At 62.1% G+C, this 18,107-nt stretch carries 17 protein-coding genes, 1 tRNA gene and 3 pseudogenes; 15 read left to right on the top strand and 6 right to left on the bottom strand.

From position 1 onward, the window contains the following. A partial coding sequence (locus BJI47_RS12400; RefSeq protein WP_254900468.1) for a transposase occupies positions 1 to 224 on the bottom strand: 224 nt, incomplete at its 3' end. Between the two features lie 283 nt (positions 225 to 507). Between BJI47_RS12400 and BJI47_RS12395 the strand changes: the two are divergent. The 11 genes and pseudogenes from BJI47_RS12395 to BJI47_RS12350 all read left to right on the top strand — a co-directional run. Further along, positions 508 to 759, top strand: a pseudogene (locus BJI47_RS12395) (transposase); the annotation flags it as partial. A gap of 233 nt (positions 760 to 992) precedes the next feature. After that, on the top strand, positions 993 to 1,574 hold the full coding sequence (locus BJI47_RS12390) for a TetR/AcrR family transcriptional regulator (protein WP_088944013.1): 582 nt from the start codon (positions 993 to 995) through the stop codon (positions 1,572 to 1,574). Continuing rightward, a complete protein-coding gene (locus tag BJI47_RS12385) occupies positions 1,571 to 3,109 on the top strand; it encodes an NAD(P)/FAD-dependent oxidoreductase (RefSeq protein WP_088944012.1) in 1,539 nt (512 codons plus the stop codon). The genes BJI47_RS12390 and BJI47_RS12385 overlap by 4 nt, the downstream gene beginning before the upstream one ends. After that, the gene (locus BJI47_RS12380; protein ID WP_088944011.1) at positions 3,106 to 4,827 is read left to right on the top strand and encodes a GMC family oxidoreductase; all 1,722 of its coding nucleotides are present in this window, start codon (positions 3,106 to 3,108) and stop codon (positions 4,825 to 4,827) included. The genes BJI47_RS12385 and BJI47_RS12380 overlap by 4 nt, the downstream gene beginning before the upstream one ends. Further along, positions 4,815 to 5,501 (top strand): hypothetical protein, encoded by a 687-nt coding sequence (locus BJI47_RS12375; RefSeq protein ID WP_088944010.1) that lies wholly within the window; start codon positions 4,815 to 4,817, stop codon positions 5,499 to 5,501. The genes BJI47_RS12380 and BJI47_RS12375 overlap by 13 nt, the downstream gene beginning before the upstream one ends. Before the next feature lie 56 nt (positions 5,502 to 5,557). Further along, positions 5,558 to 6,145, top strand: a complete 588-nt coding sequence (locus BJI47_RS12370) for a Fur family transcriptional regulator (protein ID WP_368655890.1) — start codon at positions 5,558 to 5,560, stop codon at positions 6,143 to 6,145. Next, positions 6,123 to 7,637, top strand: coding sequence for a catalase (locus tag BJI47_RS12365; RefSeq protein WP_088944008.1), 1,515 nt, complete (start codon positions 6,123 to 6,125; stop codon positions 7,635 to 7,637). Before BJI47_RS12370 ends, BJI47_RS12365 begins: the two co-directional genes overlap by 23 nt. 70 nt (positions 7,638 to 7,707) lie before the next feature. Continuing rightward, the gene (locus BJI47_RS12360; RefSeq protein WP_088944007.1) at positions 7,708 to 8,181 is read left to right on the top strand and encodes a Dps family protein; all 474 of its coding nucleotides are present in this window, start codon (positions 7,708 to 7,710) and stop codon (positions 8,179 to 8,181) included. A 174-nt stretch (positions 8,182 to 8,355) separates the two neighbouring features. Then, positions 8,356 to 8,589, top strand: a pseudogene (locus BJI47_RS24635) (trehalase-like domain-containing protein); the annotation flags it as partial. 130 nt (positions 8,590 to 8,719) lie between these two features. Then, positions 8,720 to 9,688 carry a glycoside hydrolase family 15 protein gene (locus tag BJI47_RS12355; protein WP_254900565.1) on the top strand — a complete coding sequence of 323 codons (969 nt, stop codon included), beginning with the start codon at positions 8,720 to 8,722 and terminating at the stop codon, positions 9,686 to 9,688. Between the two features lie 35 nt (positions 9,689 to 9,723). Continuing rightward, positions 9,724 to 10,320, top strand: a pseudogene (locus tag BJI47_RS12350) (LLM class flavin-dependent oxidoreductase); the annotation flags it as partial. 65 nt (positions 10,321 to 10,385) lie between these two features. On the opposite strand, the gene BJI47_RS12345 reads toward BJI47_RS12350, so the two are convergent. Both BJI47_RS12345 and BJI47_RS12340 read right to left on the bottom strand, forming a co-directional pair. Beyond that, positions 10,386 to 10,459 (bottom strand) — tRNA-Pro (locus BJI47_RS12345). An 18-nt stretch (positions 10,460 to 10,477) separates the two neighbouring features. After that, positions 10,478 to 11,416, bottom strand: a complete 939-nt coding sequence (locus tag BJI47_RS12340) for a metallophosphoesterase (protein WP_088944020.1) — start codon at positions 11,414 to 11,416, stop codon at positions 10,478 to 10,480. A 149-nt stretch (positions 11,417 to 11,565) separates the two neighbouring features. On the opposite strand from BJI47_RS12340, the gene BJI47_RS12335 reads away from it, so the two are divergent. Beyond that, a complete protein-coding gene (locus BJI47_RS12335) occupies positions 11,566 to 12,030 on the top strand; it encodes a GatB/YqeY domain-containing protein (RefSeq protein WP_088944006.1) in 465 nt (154 codons plus the stop codon). 69 nt (positions 12,031 to 12,099) lie between these two features. On the opposite strand, the gene BJI47_RS12330 is transcribed toward BJI47_RS12335, so the two are convergent. Then, positions 12,100 to 14,466: a penicillin-binding protein gene (locus BJI47_RS12330; RefSeq protein WP_088944019.1), complete on the bottom strand. Its 2,367-nt coding sequence runs from the start codon at positions 14,464 to 14,466 to the stop codon at positions 12,100 to 12,102. Between the two features lie 347 nt (positions 14,467 to 14,813). On the opposite strand from BJI47_RS12330, the gene BJI47_RS12325 reads away from it, so the two are divergent. After that, positions 14,814 to 15,137, top strand: a complete 324-nt coding sequence (locus tag BJI47_RS12325) for a WhiB family transcriptional regulator (RefSeq protein WP_084345639.1) — start codon at positions 14,814 to 14,816, stop codon at positions 15,135 to 15,137. A 25-nt stretch (positions 15,138 to 15,162) separates the two neighbouring features. Here BJI47_RS12325 and BJI47_RS12320 read toward each other — a convergent pair whose 3' ends face one another. Both BJI47_RS12320 and BJI47_RS12315 read right to left on the bottom strand, forming a co-directional pair. Continuing rightward, complete coding sequence (locus BJI47_RS12320) at positions 15,163 to 16,293, bottom strand: ArsA family ATPase (protein WP_088944005.1); 1,131 nt, start codon at positions 16,291 to 16,293, stop codon at positions 15,163 to 15,165. Further along, complete coding sequence (locus tag BJI47_RS12315) at positions 16,290 to 17,297, bottom strand: ArsA-related P-loop ATPase (RefSeq protein WP_088944004.1); 1,008 nt, start codon at positions 17,295 to 17,297, stop codon at positions 16,290 to 16,292. Before BJI47_RS12315 ends, BJI47_RS12320 begins: the two co-directional genes overlap by 4 nt. Positions 17,298 to 17,434: 137 nt before the next feature. On the opposite strand from BJI47_RS12315, the gene BJI47_RS12310 reads away from it, so the two are divergent. Further along, the gene (locus BJI47_RS12310; RefSeq protein WP_088944003.1) at positions 17,435 to 17,602 is read left to right on the top strand and encodes a DUF4177 domain-containing protein; all 168 of its coding nucleotides are present in this window, start codon (positions 17,435 to 17,437) and stop codon (positions 17,600 to 17,602) included. 6 nt (positions 17,603 to 17,608) lie between these two features. Continuing rightward, the gene (locus BJI47_RS12305; protein WP_088944002.1) at positions 17,609 to 18,076 is read left to right on the top strand and encodes a RidA family protein; all 468 of its coding nucleotides are present in this window, start codon (positions 17,609 to 17,611) and stop codon (positions 18,074 to 18,076) included. The last annotated feature ends 31 nt before the right edge of the window (positions 18,077 to 18,107 follow it).

Below are 18,107 nucleotides of genomic sequence, written 5' to 3'. Positions count from 1 at the left end.
AGCAGGCGTTTGAGCTTGCAGTTCTGCTCGCGCAGGTCCTTGAGTTCCTTCGCGGCGTCGGTGTCCATCCCGCCGTACTGGCGACGCCAGTTGTACAAGGTCGCCGCCGATACCTCGAGGTCTGCCGCGATCTCCTCCTGCGTCTTGCCTGCAGCGGTGAGTTCATCGGCGCGCCGTAGTTTGCGCACGATGTCCTCGGCAGAGTTGCGTTTCCGTCCAGCCATGTTCTCCATCGTCCTAATGGGACTCGATCGGCGAGTCTTCGTCACCGCGCAGCCCTGTCGGAGAATGCTGATCACTGAGCCGCTGGTGGGTGAGCACTTCATCGTCCGGGAGTGAACTTCTCGACTCCTGAGGATAGATCGTGCACCCACCAGTCGGTGAGGGTTCCACAGAACGCTGCTGGGGTGTCGTGCCGCACTGGGCACTGATCCATTAGGTCGCAGTCCGGATCCCTCGAAGGCTCACCGAGCAATGACCGAACGCGTGCGAGGAGAGGAATGCAACATGATTTTCGTAGGAGACGACTGGGCCGAAGACCACCACGATATCCACGTAATGAACACCGACGGTAAACGCCTGGCCACGCGCCGACTACCTGAAGGGTTGGCAGGTATCGCGGCATTCCACGACGTCGTGGCCGCGCACGCCCCCACGCCAGCCGATGTCGTCATCGGGATAGAAACCGACCGAGGGTTGTGGGTATCTGCGCTGCTCGCAGGCGGATACACGATCTACGCCATCAACCCGCTATCCGCCCAGTTCATGGGCAACAAGACTCTAAAACAGGGTGGCCCCGTTTACCGGGGACACGCCACCAGCAGGAGAGCGTCACGGCGGCTTCGAGGGTGGTATCGCCGCGGTCGCTCCGTCCATCAAGCGGGTGAGCTTGACGTACTTTCCCTTGATGATGCCGCCGACCATGACTGGGGGTCTCGCCGAACTTAAAAGCAGTCTGGACTGTTTGTTGATTTGAGGCTACAGTCACTCCTGTGACCCAGACCACTCAGCCACAGGAGCGTCGCACGCAGGCGCAACGCACTGCTGGGACGCAGACAAAACTGCTCGACGCGGCAATCGACTGCCTGGTCGAGAAGGGTTTCGCGAGGACCAGCACGCAGGAGATCGCACGGCGTGCCGGCGTGTCCCGCGGAGCACAGTTGCACCACTTCCCGACCAAAGAATCGCTTGTCACTGCCGCTGTCGAACATCTGGTGGACAAGCGGCTGGCCGAGATTCTCGGGGCAAACACCGATGGCGCCCGGGGCGTCGAACTCCTCAGCGAAGCGTTTTCCGGACCGCTGTTCTACGCTGCCCTCGAACTGTGGGTGGCTGCGCGAACCGACCCGATATTGCACGAGGCCATGGTTCCGCTGGAACGTAAGGTCGCCGACGCCATTGCCGGCGGTGCCGCCGAAATCATGGGCAAGTCGATGTCGCCCGAATCCATCGAGCTGAGCGTAGAGCTCGCTCGTGGACTGGCGGTGTCCTCGATATTCCGCACTCCCGACGCCGACGCCCAGTTGCGGGCCCGACTTCTCCCGGTATGGGAGGCAAAGGTGATCCAGTCATGACAAGTACCCAATCAATCCTTGCCGAGGAATCCACTCTCCCTGAAAAATCTACGTTGCCGAAATCGGTACACGTACTTGTCGTGGGAGCTGGTTTTGCCGGTATTGCCGCGGTCTCCCGCATCCTGCAGGACGACCCCGACGCCGATGTTCTCGTCATCGAACGAGCGCACGACGTCGGCGGAACGTGGCGTGACAATACGTATCCCGGATGCGCATGCGACGTCCCGACCTCGCTGTACTCCTTCTCCTTCGCACCGAGCCCCGAGTGGTCGCACACCTTCGCGCGTCAACCGGAGATCTACCGCTACCTGCGCGGGGTCGTCGACAAGTCGGGTCTGGGCAGCAGAATCATCACCGACTGCTCGCTCGATGCGGCGAGATGGGATGCGGCGCAGAACCTCTGGCTCGTCGAGACGAGCAAGGGCATCGTGCACGCCGACGTCCTCGTTGCCGCCACCGGTGCACTGTCGACCCCGAAGTTGCCTGATGTAGCCGGACTGGAGAAATTCACCGGCACGGTATTCCACTCGGCGACGTGGGATCACGAACAGGACCTGACCGGTCGCCGCATAGCGGTCATCGGCACCGGTGCATCCGCTGTCCAGTTCGTTCCCGAGATCGTCGACCGCGCCGAACGGCTGACGGTCTTTCAACGAACGCCCGCTTGGGTGATTCCCAGGCTGGACCGCACGCTCAGTAAAGTCGAACGCACGCTGTATCGGAAGTTTCCGGCTGTCCAAAAGGCAGTACGGGGAACGATATACAGCTACCGCGAGCTCTACGTCACCGCGCTGGCGCACAACCCTTGGGTGCTACCGGCGGTGTCGGTGGTAGCCAAGGCTCATCTGCGCAGGCAGGTGAAGAATCCTCGAACGCGAGCTGCGCTGACCCCGGATTTCACGATCGGCTGCAAAAGAATGCTTCTCTCCAACGATTGGCTCTCCACTCTCGATCGGCCCGATGTCGACCTCGTCACGAGTGCGCTTACTTCGGTCACCGAAGATTCGGTGGTCGATGCGGCCGGCAACTCGTATCCGGTAGACACGATCATCTTCGCCACCGGATTCACCCCGACGGAGCCTCCGGTATCGCACGCGCTGACCGGCCTCGACGGGCGCACCCTCGCCGAGCATTGGGACGGCAGCCCCAATGCGTTCCGCGGCACCACGGTGCATGGGTTCCCCAACCTGTTCCTCATGTACGGTCCCAACACCAACCTCGGCCACAGTTCGATCGTGTACATGCTCGAGTCGCAGGCGAACTATCTCGCCTCCGCACTCGAACAGATGCGAGAGGGCGGGATCGTCAGCGTAGAGGTTACCGAAGCGGCTCAGCGGCAATATAATTCGTGGATTCATGACTCATTGGCGGGAACGGTGTGGAATTCGGGCGGTTGCTCGAGTTGGTACCTGGATGCGGAGGGCCGCAATCCGGTCATGTGGCCGACGTACACCTTCACCTTCCGAAATTCGACTCGCACCTTCGACGCTAACGACTATGTGAGTACGAAATTGCGGAAAGGCGTTCGGGTATGAGCGACTTCGACGTCCTCGTCATCGGATCAGGGTTCGGCGGTAGCGTGGCGGCCTTGCGCGCAGTGGAGAAGGGGTACCGCGTCGGAGTCCTCGAATCCGGCCGGCGCTTCACCGACGAAGAATTACCGAAGACGAGTTGGCGGCTCCGAAAGTATCTGTGGGCACCCGCTATCGGATGCTATGGCGTTCAAAGAATCCATCTTCTCCCCGATGTCCTGGTGATGGCAGGCGCGGGCGTCGGTGGTGGTTCGCTCAACTATGCCAACACGCTGTACCAACCTCCACGCAAATTCTTCGAGGATCCGCAATGGGGGCACATCACCGACTGGCATCGGGAGCTCGCGCCGTACTACGACCAGGCCAAACGGATGTTGGGCGTTCAGACGAACCCGACCATCACTCCCTCCGACAAAGTCATGAAGGAAGTCGCCGAGGACATGGGAGTCGGTGACACCTTCACCAGCACGCCGGTCGGCGTCTTCTTCGGAACGCCAGGGAAGGAGTCGGCGGATCCGTTCTTCGGTGGCGTCGGACCAACGCGCACCGGGTGTACCGAGTGCGGATCGTGCATGACGGGATGCCGGGTCGGGGCCAAGAATACTCTTGTCAAGAACTATCTGTACCTGGCAGAAAAGGCTGGCGCACAAGTACTTCCACTGACAACCGTGACGGCTGTTCGGCCCGCGGCAGGCGGTGGATACGAGGTTTCCACACGCAGGACCGGTGGCAAGCTTCGCCGAACCGTCACCGTGCTGACGGCAGACCAAGTGGTCTTCGCAGCCGGTACGTACGGAACCCAAAAGCTGATGTTGGCGATGAAGGACACTGCTGGACTGCCGAATCTGTCGGACAGGATCGGCTCACTGGTGCGGACCAATTCCGAGGCCGTGCTTGCCGCGACCGCACGTGGCCGCGAGGTCGACTACACCGAAGGCGTCGCGATCACCTCATCGTTCCATCCCGATGACCACACGCATATCGAGCCAGTTCGATATGGCAAGGGCAGCAACGCGATCGGGCTGTTGCAGACCGTGCTGAGCGACGGCGGAGGTAGAACGCCTCGTATTCTGAAAACGCTCGGCGTGGCATTGCGTCATCCGGGATCGGCATTTCGCAGCCTGTCGGTCCGTCATTGGTCGGAGCGGACGGTGATCGCGCTGGTGATGCAGACCGACGACAATTCGCTCGAGCTCGGCTCCAAGTCCGGTGTCTTCGGCAGGCATCGCCTCACCTCTCGGCCGGGAGCCGGCGAGCCGCCACCGCAGTGGATCCCGCAAGGACACGAGGCTATCAGGCTGCTTGCAGACAAGATCGGTGGCGATCCCGGTGGGTCCATAGCCGAGATCGTCAACATCCCCATGACCGCCCACTTTCTCGGCGGATGCGCTATCGGAGCCTCGGCCGACACCGGCGTCGTCGACGCCTATCACCGCGTCTACGGACACGTTGGTCTCCATGTCGTGGACGGGTCGGCCATCAGCGCCAACCTCGGTGTCAACCCATCGCTCACCATTACTGCCCAGGCCGAGCGCGCTATGGCGTTGTGGCCGAACAAGGGGGAGCCGGACCGACGACCAGAACTGGGATCGGGATACCGCGAGGTTCTACCGACGTCGCCTCGATGCCCGGTCGTACCCGCCGCTGCTCCTGGCGCACTGCGACTGCCGCTGACTGTCGTATCGGTCGACGCTCCCGGAGGTACGACATGTGGAGCGTGACCGAATCCGAATCGGCGAGAACCGAGTGGCCGGTAAGCCCGCCGCCGCCGTGGCCCGCCGAAGTGAGAGCCACCATCTGGTGGCACCGGGCTCGGCCCGCCGGGCGTGCGCTACTGCGTGGCCGGACAATTCCGATCTCGGTGGTGATGGTCATCGATTACCTGAACTCACCGGTCGGGCCGTACCGCGAGGTTCTCGCCAGTCCGGTCCTGCAGCGTCCGGGTCGTGGATTGGGGGCGATGCCACGAATGTCGGTTCCGTTCATCGCTGCCGACTCCGAGACTTCGGTGCACGGTGGCCGCACACACTGGCATCTACCCAAAGTTCTCGCGGACTTCGGCGGCGACGTACTTGCCGACGCCTCGGTATCGGGTGCAGGGGTGTCGGGTGACGAGTCGTCGAGAGGCGGATGGTCGGTGCGCACGCAGGCGAAAGGTATCGGCCCGAGCTTTCCCATCAAGGGTGCACTCGGGTTCGCGCAGCCTTCGGACGAGGGTTCGGTTCTGGCGACCGCGCGGTTGACGGGCAAGGCTCGGCCGGCGCGGGTCCAGGTCGCTGCGTCGGGTCCGAGCTTGGGCGAGTGGATTGCCCCGGGCACCCATTTCGGGTTGCAGATCGTTTCTGGCCGAATGGTGACTGGGCCGTCGTCCCTGCTCAGCGTGGGTCATGTGTAGTTAGCCTGCCTTTTCTTGACTAATTCCAGAAAAGGGGCATACTCGAATGCATGCCGCTGAACGACGCCACGCTCGAACCCACCGCGCAACTGCGCTCGGTGGGTCTGCGAGTGACGGCGCCACGGGTGGCGGTTCTGACTGCGGTTGCAGCCCAGCCGCATTCGGATGCAGATGAGGTAGCAGCAGTGGTGCGATCCCATCTCGGCTCGGTGTCCACGCAGGCGGTGTACGACGTTCTTCGTGCCTGCGTCGGTGCCGGACTTCTCCGGCGGATCGAACCTGCAGGTTCGTCTGCGCTGTATGAAAGCAGAACCGGCGACAATCACCATCACCTGGTCTGCCGCGTATGCACAACAGTGGTCGACGTCGATTGCGTCGTCGGCCGATCGCCATGCCTCGAGCCGTCGGAGTCTCATGGATTCGTCGTCGAGGAAGCCGAAATCGTGTTCTGGGGGCTCTGTTCCGACTGCGCATCGACACGTGATTCGCATCTGGACTCGAACACGGCACCTTCGGTTGCATCCGCTCGAAACGCCATTTCAACGCAGGCGGCGTCGAACCAAGCTTTCCGAGTCAGCCCCCCCGGTAGGCGACCACCCATCAACTTAGGAGGCTGCGCATATGACCAAGCCGACCACCAGTAATGCTGGAATTCCGGTAGCCAGCGACGAGCATTCGCTCACTGCAGGCACGCAGGGTCCGATCCTGCTACATGACCATTACCTCATCGAGAAGATGGCGCAGTTCAACCGCGAGCGTGTCCCCGAGCGTGTCGTCCACGCCAAGGGCGCAGGTGCATTCGGTGACCTCGAAATCACCGGTGATATAAGCAAATTCACGAAGGCCAAGGTGCTCCAGCCCGGCGCCAAGACCGAAATGTTGGCACGCTTCTCCACGGTGGCGGGCGAGCAGGGTAGCCCTGACACCTGGCGCGATCCGCGCGGATTCTCGCTCAAGTTCTATACCGAGGAAGGCAACTGGGACCTCGTGGGCAACAACACCCCTGTCTTCTTCATGAGGGATCCGATGAAGTTCCAGGACTTCATTCGGAGCCAGAAGCGCATGCCGGACTCCGGATTGCGCGATAACAATATGCAGTGGGACTTCTGGACTCTCTCTCCGGAGACCGCGCATCAGGTTACTTGGCTCATGGGGGACCGCGGCATCCCGAAGTCGTTCCGCCACATGGACGGATTCGGTTCGCACACCTACCAGCTGATCAACGAGGCAGGTGAACGCAACTGGGTGAAGTTCCACTTCAAGACCGACCAGGGCATCGAATTCTTGACGCAGGCCAAGGCCGACGAACTTGCCGGGACCTCGCCCGATCATCACCGTCAGGACCTGTTCGGCTCCATCAAGAAGGGCGACTTCCCCAGCTGGACGCTCAAGGTGCAGATCATGCCGTACAACGATGCAGAAGACTACAAGTTCAACCCTTTCGACCTCACCAAGACCTGGTCGCAGAAGGATTACCCGCTGATCGAGGTCGGTAAGATGACCCTCAATCGCAACCCGGAGAACTTCCACGCCCAGATCGAGCAGAGCTCCTTCGAGCCGTCGAACATCGTTCCCGGCATCGGGTTCAGCCCGGACAAGATGCTGCTCGGCCGTGTCTTCTCCTACGCCGATGCACACCGCTACCGGATCGGCGCCAACTACGCGCAGCTGCCCGTCAATGCACCGAAGGTTCCGGTCAATTCGTACTCCAAGGACGGGTCGATGCGGTACTCGTTCAATTCTGCCGACACACCTGTGTACGCACCGAACTCGTACGGCGGACCGAAGGCCGACACGAATACCTACGGCGACGACGGATCCTGGGACTTCGAGCCACGGTTCGTGCGCACCGGTTATATCGAGCATCCCGAGGATGGTGACTTCGTTCAGCCCGGGACGCTGTACCGCGAGGTCATGGATGATGCGGCGCGGGAGCGCTTGGTAGGAAACATCGTCGGACATGCGCTCAACGGCGTGACCGAGGAAGTACTGGTTCGCGTCTTCCAGTACTGGTCGAACGTGGACCGAGAACTCGGCAAGAAGGTCGAAGAAGGCGTCCGTGCAGGTCAGTCCGACACCGAGCCGACGACGAGCCAGTCGCCGACTGCGCCTGGCGACGAGGCCGCAAAGGTCTAGTTGCCCGACTGAACGTTCGAGCGTCCCACCGGTCGTATCTTCCCGCCGAATCTCACAAAGGAGGCACATCATGAACAACCCCATTACCAGTTCACTCGACGCAGGACAGCAGAAGATCGCAGGCGACGCGCTGCAGGGCACCGTCGTGGACCTGATCGACTTGTCCTTGATCGCCAAGCAGGCCCATTGGAACGTCATCGGAAAGAACTTCCGTTCGGTCCACCTCGCTTTGGACGAACTGGTAGCCGCAGCGCGCGAGTTCACCGATTCGTCGGCCGAGCGCGCCACCGCGATCGGGGTCAGCCCGGACGGCCGCTCCGCCACGGTTTCGGCGACGGCGGGAACCAAGGGAATCGGTGACGGCTGGACCAAGGACGAGCAGGTCACCGCCGCAGTGGTGGACAATCTCGCCGCTGTGATCGATCGCCTACGTGGCCGCATCGCCGATACCGAGGCGGCCGACCCGGTCACCCAGGATCTGCTGATCGCGATCACCGCACGACTCGAGCAGTTGCACTGGATGTGGCAGGCACAGGTCGGCTAGATCGTCCCAACGCAACGCAAGAGGGCCCCTCGCATGCCGAGGGGCCCTCTTGCGTGTTTCGTGGCTGTAGGCCGTGTTTCGTGGCTGTAGGCGTCGGGTACGACGCTGGAATGAGCGAACCCTCGAGTGGTCAAGGTTCAACTGCGGCATTCTTCGAGGCCGGGTGACCACAGAATGAGTCGTGAACACGGATACACCGCAATCGAGAATTATGCCGCCATCGGAGACGGGCGAACAGTAGCCCTGATCGCACTGGACGGCCGGATCGACTGGCTGCCCATCCCCAATCTCGACTCGCCGCCGACGTTTGCGGCACTTCTCGATGCCGAACACGGCGGAAGATTCGAACTGTCACCGGCCGGACCGTTCACGGTCGAGCGGGAATTCGTCGATGGAACCAACGTTTTGACCTCCACCTACCGAACCGCAACCGGGTCGGTACGAGTCACCGATTCCCTCAATACCGGGGTGGCGGGTCGATTGCCGTGGCTGGAACTCGCCCGTCGAACAGACGGTCTCGAGGTGTGGTCGAGATGGAGTGGCGGGTTTCGCCGGGCACGATGCTCGGCAAAGCATCGCCGTGGGCCTGGCCGGCACCGAAAGCGAACCACTGAATATCCCGGACCCCCGGGAGGTCGACGAAGGCGTCGACCGAACCATCGCGAACTGGCGTGCGTGGACCGACAAATTCCAGTACGACGGCCCGTGGGCGGCGGACGTGGCACGGAGTGCTCTCGCGCTGAAGTTGTTGCTTCACAGTCCCTCTGGGGCCATTGCTGCCGCAGCGACGACCTCGCTGCCGGAGAATCCTGCAGGAGGTAAGAACTGGGACTACCGCTACGCGTGGGTCTGCGACACCGCGTACACACTCAGAGCTTTGATTCGGTTCGGGGTGCGCGAAGAAGTACACGCCGCCGTTGCGTGGCTACTGAAAGTCATCCGGGCCAACGATCCTCTGGTCAATGTCTTATACACCCTCGGTGGTGAATTGCCCGGCGGGACCGAGCGACCCGACGTGCCGGGGTGGCGTGGCATCGGGCCCGTCGTTAACGGTAATCGGGCTGCAGATCAACTGCAGCTGAGCATATTCGGAGATCTATTCTCGATCGTTTGGTTGTACGTCGATGCGGGCAATGTGCTCGATGCTTCCACTGGTCGACTCCTCGCGACGATCGCGGACCAGACATGCGATTCCTGGCAGCAGCGAGATGCGGGAATCTGGGAACTCGAGGACGAGCAGCATTTCACGAGTTCGAAGCTCGGTTGCTGGCAGGCACTCGACTGCGCTGTATACCTCGCCGAGGACGGCCAGATCCCCGGCATCCCCGACAGATGGCGAGCCGAGCGAGCGAATCAGGGCGTACATCGAAGAGAGCTGCTGGTCGGACGAGCGGCAGTCCTACATGGCATATCCAGGCGCGGAAGGGCTCGATGCTTCGGTACTGCTGGCGGCGGCGCTGACCATCGCACGCTCGCACGATGCCACCACGAAGCGATAGGGGAGTGACGAAAAGTGCTGGGCGATAGCCACATTCTCGTTGCCACCCTGCCGTCGTCGCCCAGAAGGCCGCGACCATGCAGATACTCGCCGACGGCAGGTTCACGCTCGGACTCGGCAGCGGGGAGAATCTGAACGAACATGTCGTCGGTGAGGGGTGGCCATCGACCGACAAGCGTCAGGACATGTTCGTCGAAGCTCTCGAGATCATCGCGCAACTTTGCACAGGCGAGTTGATCACGTACGAGGGCAAGCACTTTCGCGTCGATTCTGCCAAGATCTGGGATGTGCCCGACGGCGGCATTCCGATCGGAATCGCGGTCTCGGATCCGGACAAGAATGCAGCAATCGACCGCGCGCACGATCGTTTTCGTTGGTTCGCCGGCGGCTGGGCTGTCAACGCGGACCTCCCGACGACGGCCGGGTTCGCCGGAGCAACGCAGTTCGTCCGCAAGGAAGATGTTGCCGATACAATTCCTTGTGGACCGGACCTCGATGCGATCGTCGAGTCCGTCAAGCCGTACTGGGAGGCGGGTTTCACCGACATCGCCCTCGTGCAGGTCGGTGACGAAACCCAGGAACAATTCCTCGCCGAGGCTGCAGGTCCGTTGTTGGAAAAGCTGCGCGCCGCTGCGAACTGAGTCGAGAACGCAAAAGTCCTGGCCTTGTGGAAAGGCCAGGACTTTTGTGATTCACCGATACTTTGTCGGGGTGGCGGGATTCGAACCCACGACCTCTTCGTCCCGAACGAAGCGCGCTACCAAGCTGCGCCACACCCCGTGTACCGCCTCGGAGAGTCTAGCTCACGACTGCCTCAGAACGCGAAACGCCCTCGTCCGAACCTTCGCGAGGACCCTGACGCGGGGCGGGGGTCAGCGTCAGCAGGGTCGCTTCGGGCCTGCAGCAGAACCGGGCCGGGGCATAGGGAGAAGTGCCGACGCCGGCGGAGACGTGCAGCTGGGTATGTGCGCCCCACTTCGATGGACCCTTCACCCGAGACCGATCGAGCTCGCAGTTGGTGACGAGGGCACCGTAGAACGGTAGGCAGAGTTGACCACCGTGCGTGTGTCCGGCAAGGACCAAGTCGTATCCGTCGTCGGCGAAACGATCCAGCACTCGTGGCTCGGGGGAGTGCGTGATTCCCAGCCGAAGGTCTGCGAGCGGATTCGGCTGGCCTGCGATTGTGTCGTACCGGTCGCGCTCGAGATGAGGATCGTCGACACCGGCCGAAGCGATACGCACGCCCGCAACTTCGAGCTCTCTGCGCACATGCGTCACGTCGTGCCAACCGCGTTCGGAGAAGGCGGCCCGCAGGTCACGCCACGGCAGTGCTTCACCGAGTACCTTCTTGCGATCTTTCTTGAAGTACAGGAGTGGATTCTTCGGCTTCGGCGCGAAATAGTCGTTGCTGCCGAAGACGAACAGCCCCGGCCGAGACAGCAAGGGACCGAGAGCTTGGACTACGGCAGGAACCGAGCGTGGATGCGACAGGTTGTCGCCGGTGTTGACCACCAGGTCCGGTTCCAGGCTGTCGAGTTCGCGGAGCCAATTCTGTTTGGAACGCTGCCCGGGCATCATGTGCAGATCACTGATGTGCAGCACCCGAAGCGAAGACGAACCAGGTTCCAGCACCGCCATCGACGTTTCCCGCAATGTGAACGCATTGCGTTCGATGAGAGTTGCATAACCGATACCGAGTGCCGCCGCGCCGGCCGTCGCAATCGCGGCGCTTCTGATGGGGGCCTCCGAGGCTGCGGCGCGAGTACGTTCTGCTGCTGCGAGGAGTCGGGCCGATGTAGTGATTTTCACGGACACGTCTTCCACGATACGTCAGGTGGTGCAATCGACGTGCGAGCCAGGGCACTGCCCGCGTAGCGTTCTGATACATGTCCGAACTGAAGTCCCAGCTGAGAACCGACCTGACCACCTCCATGAAGGCTAGAGACAAACTTCGAACCGCGACCATCCGAATGCTCCTCGCCGCGATCCAAACCGAGGAAGTATCCGGCAAGCAAGCCCACGATCTCACCGACGAACAGGTCATCAAGATTCTTGCCAAGGAATCGAAGAAGCGCGGTGAATCCGCAGAGATCTACACCCAGAACGGCCGAGGTGAGCTAGCGGCGACCGAGCATGCCGAGGCGCAGATCATCGACGAATACCTGCCGACGCCATTGACCGACGCCGAACTGGCCGATATTGCAGACACCGCACTTGCCCAGGTCGCCGAGCAATTGGGTGAGCGTCCGGGAATCCGGCAGATGGGCCAGGTCATGAAGGTCGCTACCGAGCTCGCCAAGGGCAAGGCCGACGGCACTCGGATCTCCAAGGCTGTCAAGGACCGCTTGTAAGTTCGAACTCCGGCAATCCGCACGAGATACACCCACGACGCGGGTGTATCTCGTGCGATGGATTCCGCCCTAGCGGGGCACCGTGAGCCCGGGGATGGCAGGGATCGGAAGGTTGGGCGGTATTGCCGGAATCTGGATGTTGGGAAGCTCCGGTAGTGCTGGAAGCGACGGAGCCGGTGGCGCCTGTCGAACGGATCCATCGCTCACGTAGATCGTGATCATCGCACCGGGGATAGCCGATCCCGAGGGGGACATTCCGGTGACCGTTCCTCGTGCTGCAGTGTCGGACGTGCTCACCACGGTGACCTGAAAACCTGCCGCCTGCAGGGTTGCGGTCGCGGACGACTGGGTCGAGCCGGTCACGTCAGGAACCTGACCATTGGCGGATCCGCGAACGTATTTCTGGTCGACGGGAGGCAGCGAAACAGGGCCGAAGTTGGCGGCCACTGGATTCATGGCCCCGTACCAGGTGCGAGCCGGCTCGTTGCCGCCGTACAAATTGCCGTCGCCACATGGGCGCAATGGGAACGAGCAGATCTCACCGGGGCTCGGGGAGTCTCCGTAGGTGTATACAGCAGCAGCAGCATTGTTGGTGTAGCCGAGGAACCCGGACGACATGTGCGATTCGGTCGTGCCCGTCTTGCCGGACATCGGCAAACTCCACCCCACCGATGCTGCAGCGGATGCGGACGTGCCACCGGGCTGATCGTCCTTGCTCATCGCATTGGAAAGGGTGTCGGCCAAGCCCGGCTCGACGACCTGCTCACATGCCTGCTGGGTCACCGGCACCTGCTTGCCCTTGCGGTCGAACACCGAATCGATCGGTGTCGGTGGGCACCATTTTCCCGACGACGCGAGGGTGGCCGCCACATTCGACAGCTCGAGAGGATTGACCCAGGTGGGTCCGAGAGTGAAGGAACCGAGATTCTGGTCCTTCTGGAAGTCGGCCATGCTCCGCTCGTCGAAGCCGGAGGTGTTCGGTGCAGCGTAGGACCGTAGGCCGAGGCGCACCGCCATGTCCACCGTCGGCGTCACTCCGACGGACTCGATCAACTTGACGAACGCCGTGTTCGGAGACTTCGCCAGTGCATCGGTAACCGAGAGTGACGCAGGGTAGTCGCCGACGTTCTCCACGCAATACGTGTTGGCGGGGCAACCCTTTGCGCCGCCGTCGCCCATGCCTCGGACCTCGGCCCGTCTGGGGACCTGCAGGGTTGCGCTGGTACCGAGGCCGCGCTCCATCGCAGCGGCCGTGGTGAACACCTTGAAAATGGATCCTGCGCCGTGTCCTACGAGCGAGTACGGCTGCGGCTGCACCGTCTCGTCAGCACCGGAATCCAGACCGTAGGTTCGACTGCTACCCATAGCGAGGACGCGGTGGGCGTCCTGGCCGGGCGCAACGACGTTCATGACCGTCGCGACGCCGTCGAGAGTCGGTTTGGTATTGGCTACCAGCGAGGCTTTGGTCGAGTTCTGCACAGCGGGGTCGAGGGTGGTCTTGATCAGATATCCACCCTGGTCGATCTGCTCTCGGCTGATACCTGCATTGGCCAGGTATTGCAGTGCGTAGTCGCAGAAGAACCCGCGGTCACCGGCAGCAATACACCCGCGGGGCAGGATCTGGGGTTCGGGGAGTACACCGAGCGGCTCGGCCCTGGCGGCCCGAAATTCCGTGGCGCGTTCTGGGATGTTCTGGATCATCGTGTCCAGGACGGTGTTGCGCCGATCGAGGACGCCCTGCTCGTTGGTATACGGGTTGAGTGCCGAGCTCGACTGCACCATGCCTGCGAGCATGGCCGACTGCCTGGCGTCGAGCTCGCTTGCATCGACGCCGAAATAGGTCTGTGCGGCGTCTTGAATCCCGAACGACGAGTTTCCGAACGGGACGAGGTTCAGATAGCGGGTGAGGATCTCGTCCTTGGTCAGCTCTTTGTCGAGGGTGAGCGCCATCCGGATCTCGCGGATCTTGCGGGCGGGCGTCGTCTCGATAGCTGCTCGACGCTCGGCGTCGGTCTTGGCCACGACGAGCAGGTGATAGTTCTTGACGTACTGCTGATCGAGGGTCGACGCACCCTGTTCGACCTGACCGCTGGTGGTGTTGGTCAGAAACGCGCGCATTGTGCCCTGCCAGTCGACACCCTTGTGTTCGGCGAACCGCTTGTCCTCGATGGAGACGATGGCGAGCTTCATCTCGTTCGAGATCTTCTCGCTCGGTACTTCGAATCTGCGTTGCTCGTACAACCACGCAATGGGATTGCCGGCACTGTCGACCATCGTCGAGACCGCGGGCACGGATCCCTCGACTAATTCGGCCGAAACATTGTCGACGGTATCGGCCGCACGGTTGGATGCGTATCCGAACCCGCCTGCCAGCGGAAACATGACGCCGGCCAACAACGCACCCGCAAGGGCTGAACATCCGGCGAGCTTCGCCACGGTTTTTCCAACTGACACAGGCACAGCGTACGTGGACTACGACGTCTCTCCCAGTGGACACGGATCTGCGCGCTCGACTTGCGTCGCTTTGCGGGGTTCGATCCCTGGCGCGGTACCCCGAGAATTTGCTGAGCCGCAGGTCGAGACGGCCGTACCAGAAAGTTGCCATGTCCGTCTTGCGTTCGCGGCTTCTTTTACCTAAATTATGAGCACGGTGTGATTCAGATAACACTTGTATATGAATGTGGGGCAGCTCCTAGATCTATGTGCTTCGAGGTGAAGTTCGAGATCGAAAGAGCTTGTGGAACGTCCAGCAAGGATGTTCGAACTGCAAAGGGGATCCGCACATGAACATGACAGCAGCACCGACGCGGCTCGATGTGGAAGAAGCCGAAGCGCGTATTGCGTGGGTGGCGCAGGCAAGGTGCTCGGGCATGGACCCGGACCAGCTATTCGTCAGGGGTGCAGCGCAGCGCAAGGCCGCAACGATCTGCAGGCACTGCCCGGTATTGATGCAGTGCGGCGCAGATGCGCTGGACAACCGCGTCGAGTTCGGGGTGTGGGGTGGAATGACGGAGCGTCAGCGACGCGCGCTGCTCAAGCAACATCCCGAGGTCGACTCGTGGTCCGAGTTCTTCGAAAGCCAACGACAGACCCAAGCAGCTATTTGAGCCTGCTTCTTCGTCGTGCTCTGCGCTACGCCGTGCCGGTGAGTTGGTCGGCCACAGCGCGTAGGGCCTGAAGGTCCGAGACTTCGAAGGGGAGTGATGGGACCCCGACGACAGGGATTCGGGGATGAGCCGCTGTGAAGCGGCGCAGGAGTCGAAGCTCGCGCGTGGCGGTGACCGCGCGAGCAGCGTGGATTCGCAGTACTGCGGCGGTCAGGACGGCAGAGGCGTCGTCGTCACCGTCCAGTTGATCAGCAGCGGTGGCGGCATGGTCGGCCGGCAACGCCGACAGGGTCGGGTGGGTTCGGTTGAGGATCAGCCCCGCCAACGGCATGCCCTCGCTACTGAGGCGATCCACGAAAAACGCAGCCTCACGCAACGCGTCGGGCTCGGCCACGGCGACGACCACGAAGCTCGTCCCGCTCTCACGCAGCAGTTGGTAAGTGAGCGTCGCGCGTTCCCTGAACCCGCCGAACATCGAATCGAGTGATTGAACGAACGCCGACGCATCGTTGAGCATCTGGCTCCCGATGACGGTCGAGACTCCTCTCAACGCCAAGCCCATCGCGCTGGTGACGATCCTGGTCAATCCTCGACCGGGTGCCATCAGTAAGCGGATGAATCGACCGTCCAGGAACGATCCGAGACGCTGTGGGGCGTCGAGGAAGTCGAGAGCGTTACGTGACGGCGGAGTGTCGACGACGATGAGATCCCACGTCGAATCGGCCGCGAGTTGCCCCAGTTTCTCCATCGCCATGTATTCCTGCGTACCGGAGAACGAGGATGCGACAGTTTGGTAGAAGGGGTTGGCCAACACTTGTTCCGCTTTTTCCGGAGTCGAGTGCTCGATGACCATCTCGTCGAATGTTCGACGCATGTTCAGCATCATCGCGTGCAGTTCGCCCGTGGCGCCCGCCGCGAGTTGCACCGGCTGCGGAGTGTTGTCGAGTTCGCCGACACCGAGAGCCTGCGCGAGTCTTCTGGCTGGATCGATGGTGAGAACCACGACCTTCCTGCCCTGCTCGGCCGCGCGAAGGGCCATCGCTGCCGCCGTGGTCGTCTTGCCGACACCACCGGCGCCACACACCACCACGATGCGTGAGGAGTCCTCGAGGAGAATTCTGGAGACGTCGAGGACATCCGTTGCGGAAGAACTCATTTGACACCCTGTTCCGTGAGCTTGGCTGCTAGTTCGTACAGTCCGCCGAGGTCGATTCCCCCGCCGAGCATCGGCAGATGCATTCGTGCCGTGTCCAGCTCGTCGAGTTGGCTTCCGCTCTCCACCTGCGCAGCAAGCGTCGAAGCATGTTCGATCGTTTCCGTGAGAAGACCGGCAAAGTCGCTGTCGGACAATGCTATTCCAGCTCGTTTCAGTCCTTGCTGGATCAGCTCGGCGTCGATGACGCCCTCGGCTGCGTCTGCGAGTGCGTCCGGAGGAAGGAAGGTCGGCTCCGTACGGTTGACGATGACGGTTCCCAGTCTCAGATCTGCAGCCTCGAGTTCCCGGACAGCGTCGGCAGTTTCCTGCACTGGAAGAGCCTCGAGCAGTGTCACGAGATGGACGACGGTCTCCGACGAATGCAGCAGGCGCACAACACCTTCGCTCTGCGATCGGACCGGGCCGCCCTTGGCCAAATCCGCCATCGCCTTGGTCACATCGAGAAAACTGCCGATGCGCCCAGTCGGCGGTGAATCGACGATGACCTCGTCGTACGCGCGGTTCCCCGCCCTGTCCGTTCTGACGACGCACTCCTTCACCTTGCCGGTCAGGAGAACGTCACGGAGACCGGGGGCGATGGTCGTCGCGAACTCAATGGCGCCGATCTTGCGCATTGCTCGTCCGGCAAAGCCGAGGTTGTAGAACATGTCGAGGTACTCGAGAAATGCCGTCTCGATGTCGATAGCGAGCGCGAAGACCTCACCGCCCCCCTCTGCCGAAGCAACGCGGGTCTCGACGGGTGGCAGCGGAGGCACGTCGAAAAGCTGTGCGATTCCCTGCCTGCCCTCGACCTCCACCAGCAGTACGCGTCGACCGCCCGCGGCGAGTGAAAGTGCGAGAGCGGCGGCCACCGTCGACTTACCGGTGCCGCCCTTGCCGGACACGAAATGCAAGCGAGCGGCTGCGGCCTTGTCCGGCCAGGCTGACAAACTGGAGGTACCCACATCACGACCATATAGACGAATCGCCCGTTGCCTCCATAGAACCCGGCACGAGCTCACCCTCTCCGGTCATGACTTGGTCCGTGATCTAGGACGGATGGGACGCCGGTGCATCCTCGATGCCGACTAGGCTCGTCGGTATGAGCGAAAAGATTATCTGGGAGTACTTCACCGCACCGGTTCTGATTCACGCCACGAAGCAGATTCTGGACAACTACGGTTCCGAGGGCTGGGAGCTGGTGACCATCATGTCGGGCCCCAATGGCGGGGACTCGCTCGTGGCCTACTTCAAGCGTCCGAAGGCCTGACCCGGTATGGCCGACTGGTCCGCGCGACTGGCCCAACTGGGCATCGAACTGCCCGCCGTCGTCCCACCGTTGGCGGTGTATACGCCGGCGGTGCGGACGGGTATGTACGTCTATACGTCTGGCCAGCTGCCGATGGTCGACGGCAAGTTGACCTGCATCGGCAAGGTTGGTGCGGAGGTGTCTCCGGAGGAAGCTGCGGCAGCAGCGCGGACGTGCGCTCTCAACGCGTTGGCAGCAATCCACTCGCTGGTCGGGATCGACCGCATCGAGCGCATCGTCAAAGTTGTCGGCTTCGTTGCGTCGGCGTCCGGCTTTACCGGCCAACCTCCGGTGATGAACGGGGCGTCGAACCTGCTCGGTGAAATATTCGGGGACGCAGGCGTGCATGCGCGCTCTGCGGTCGGTGTAGCCGAATTGCCCCTGGGCGCAGCAGTCGAGGTCGAGCTCATCGTGGAGCTCACACCCGAGGCCTAGGCGCCGCGAGGCAAGGATCCTCGTGCCACTT

The organism is Rhodococcus sp. 1168 (genome assembly GCF_002091955.1).
Lineage (GTDB): Bacteria > Actinomycetota > Actinomycetes > Mycobacteriales > Mycobacteriaceae > Rhodococcoides.
This window is presented reverse-complemented; position numbering and strand designations above follow the sequence as displayed.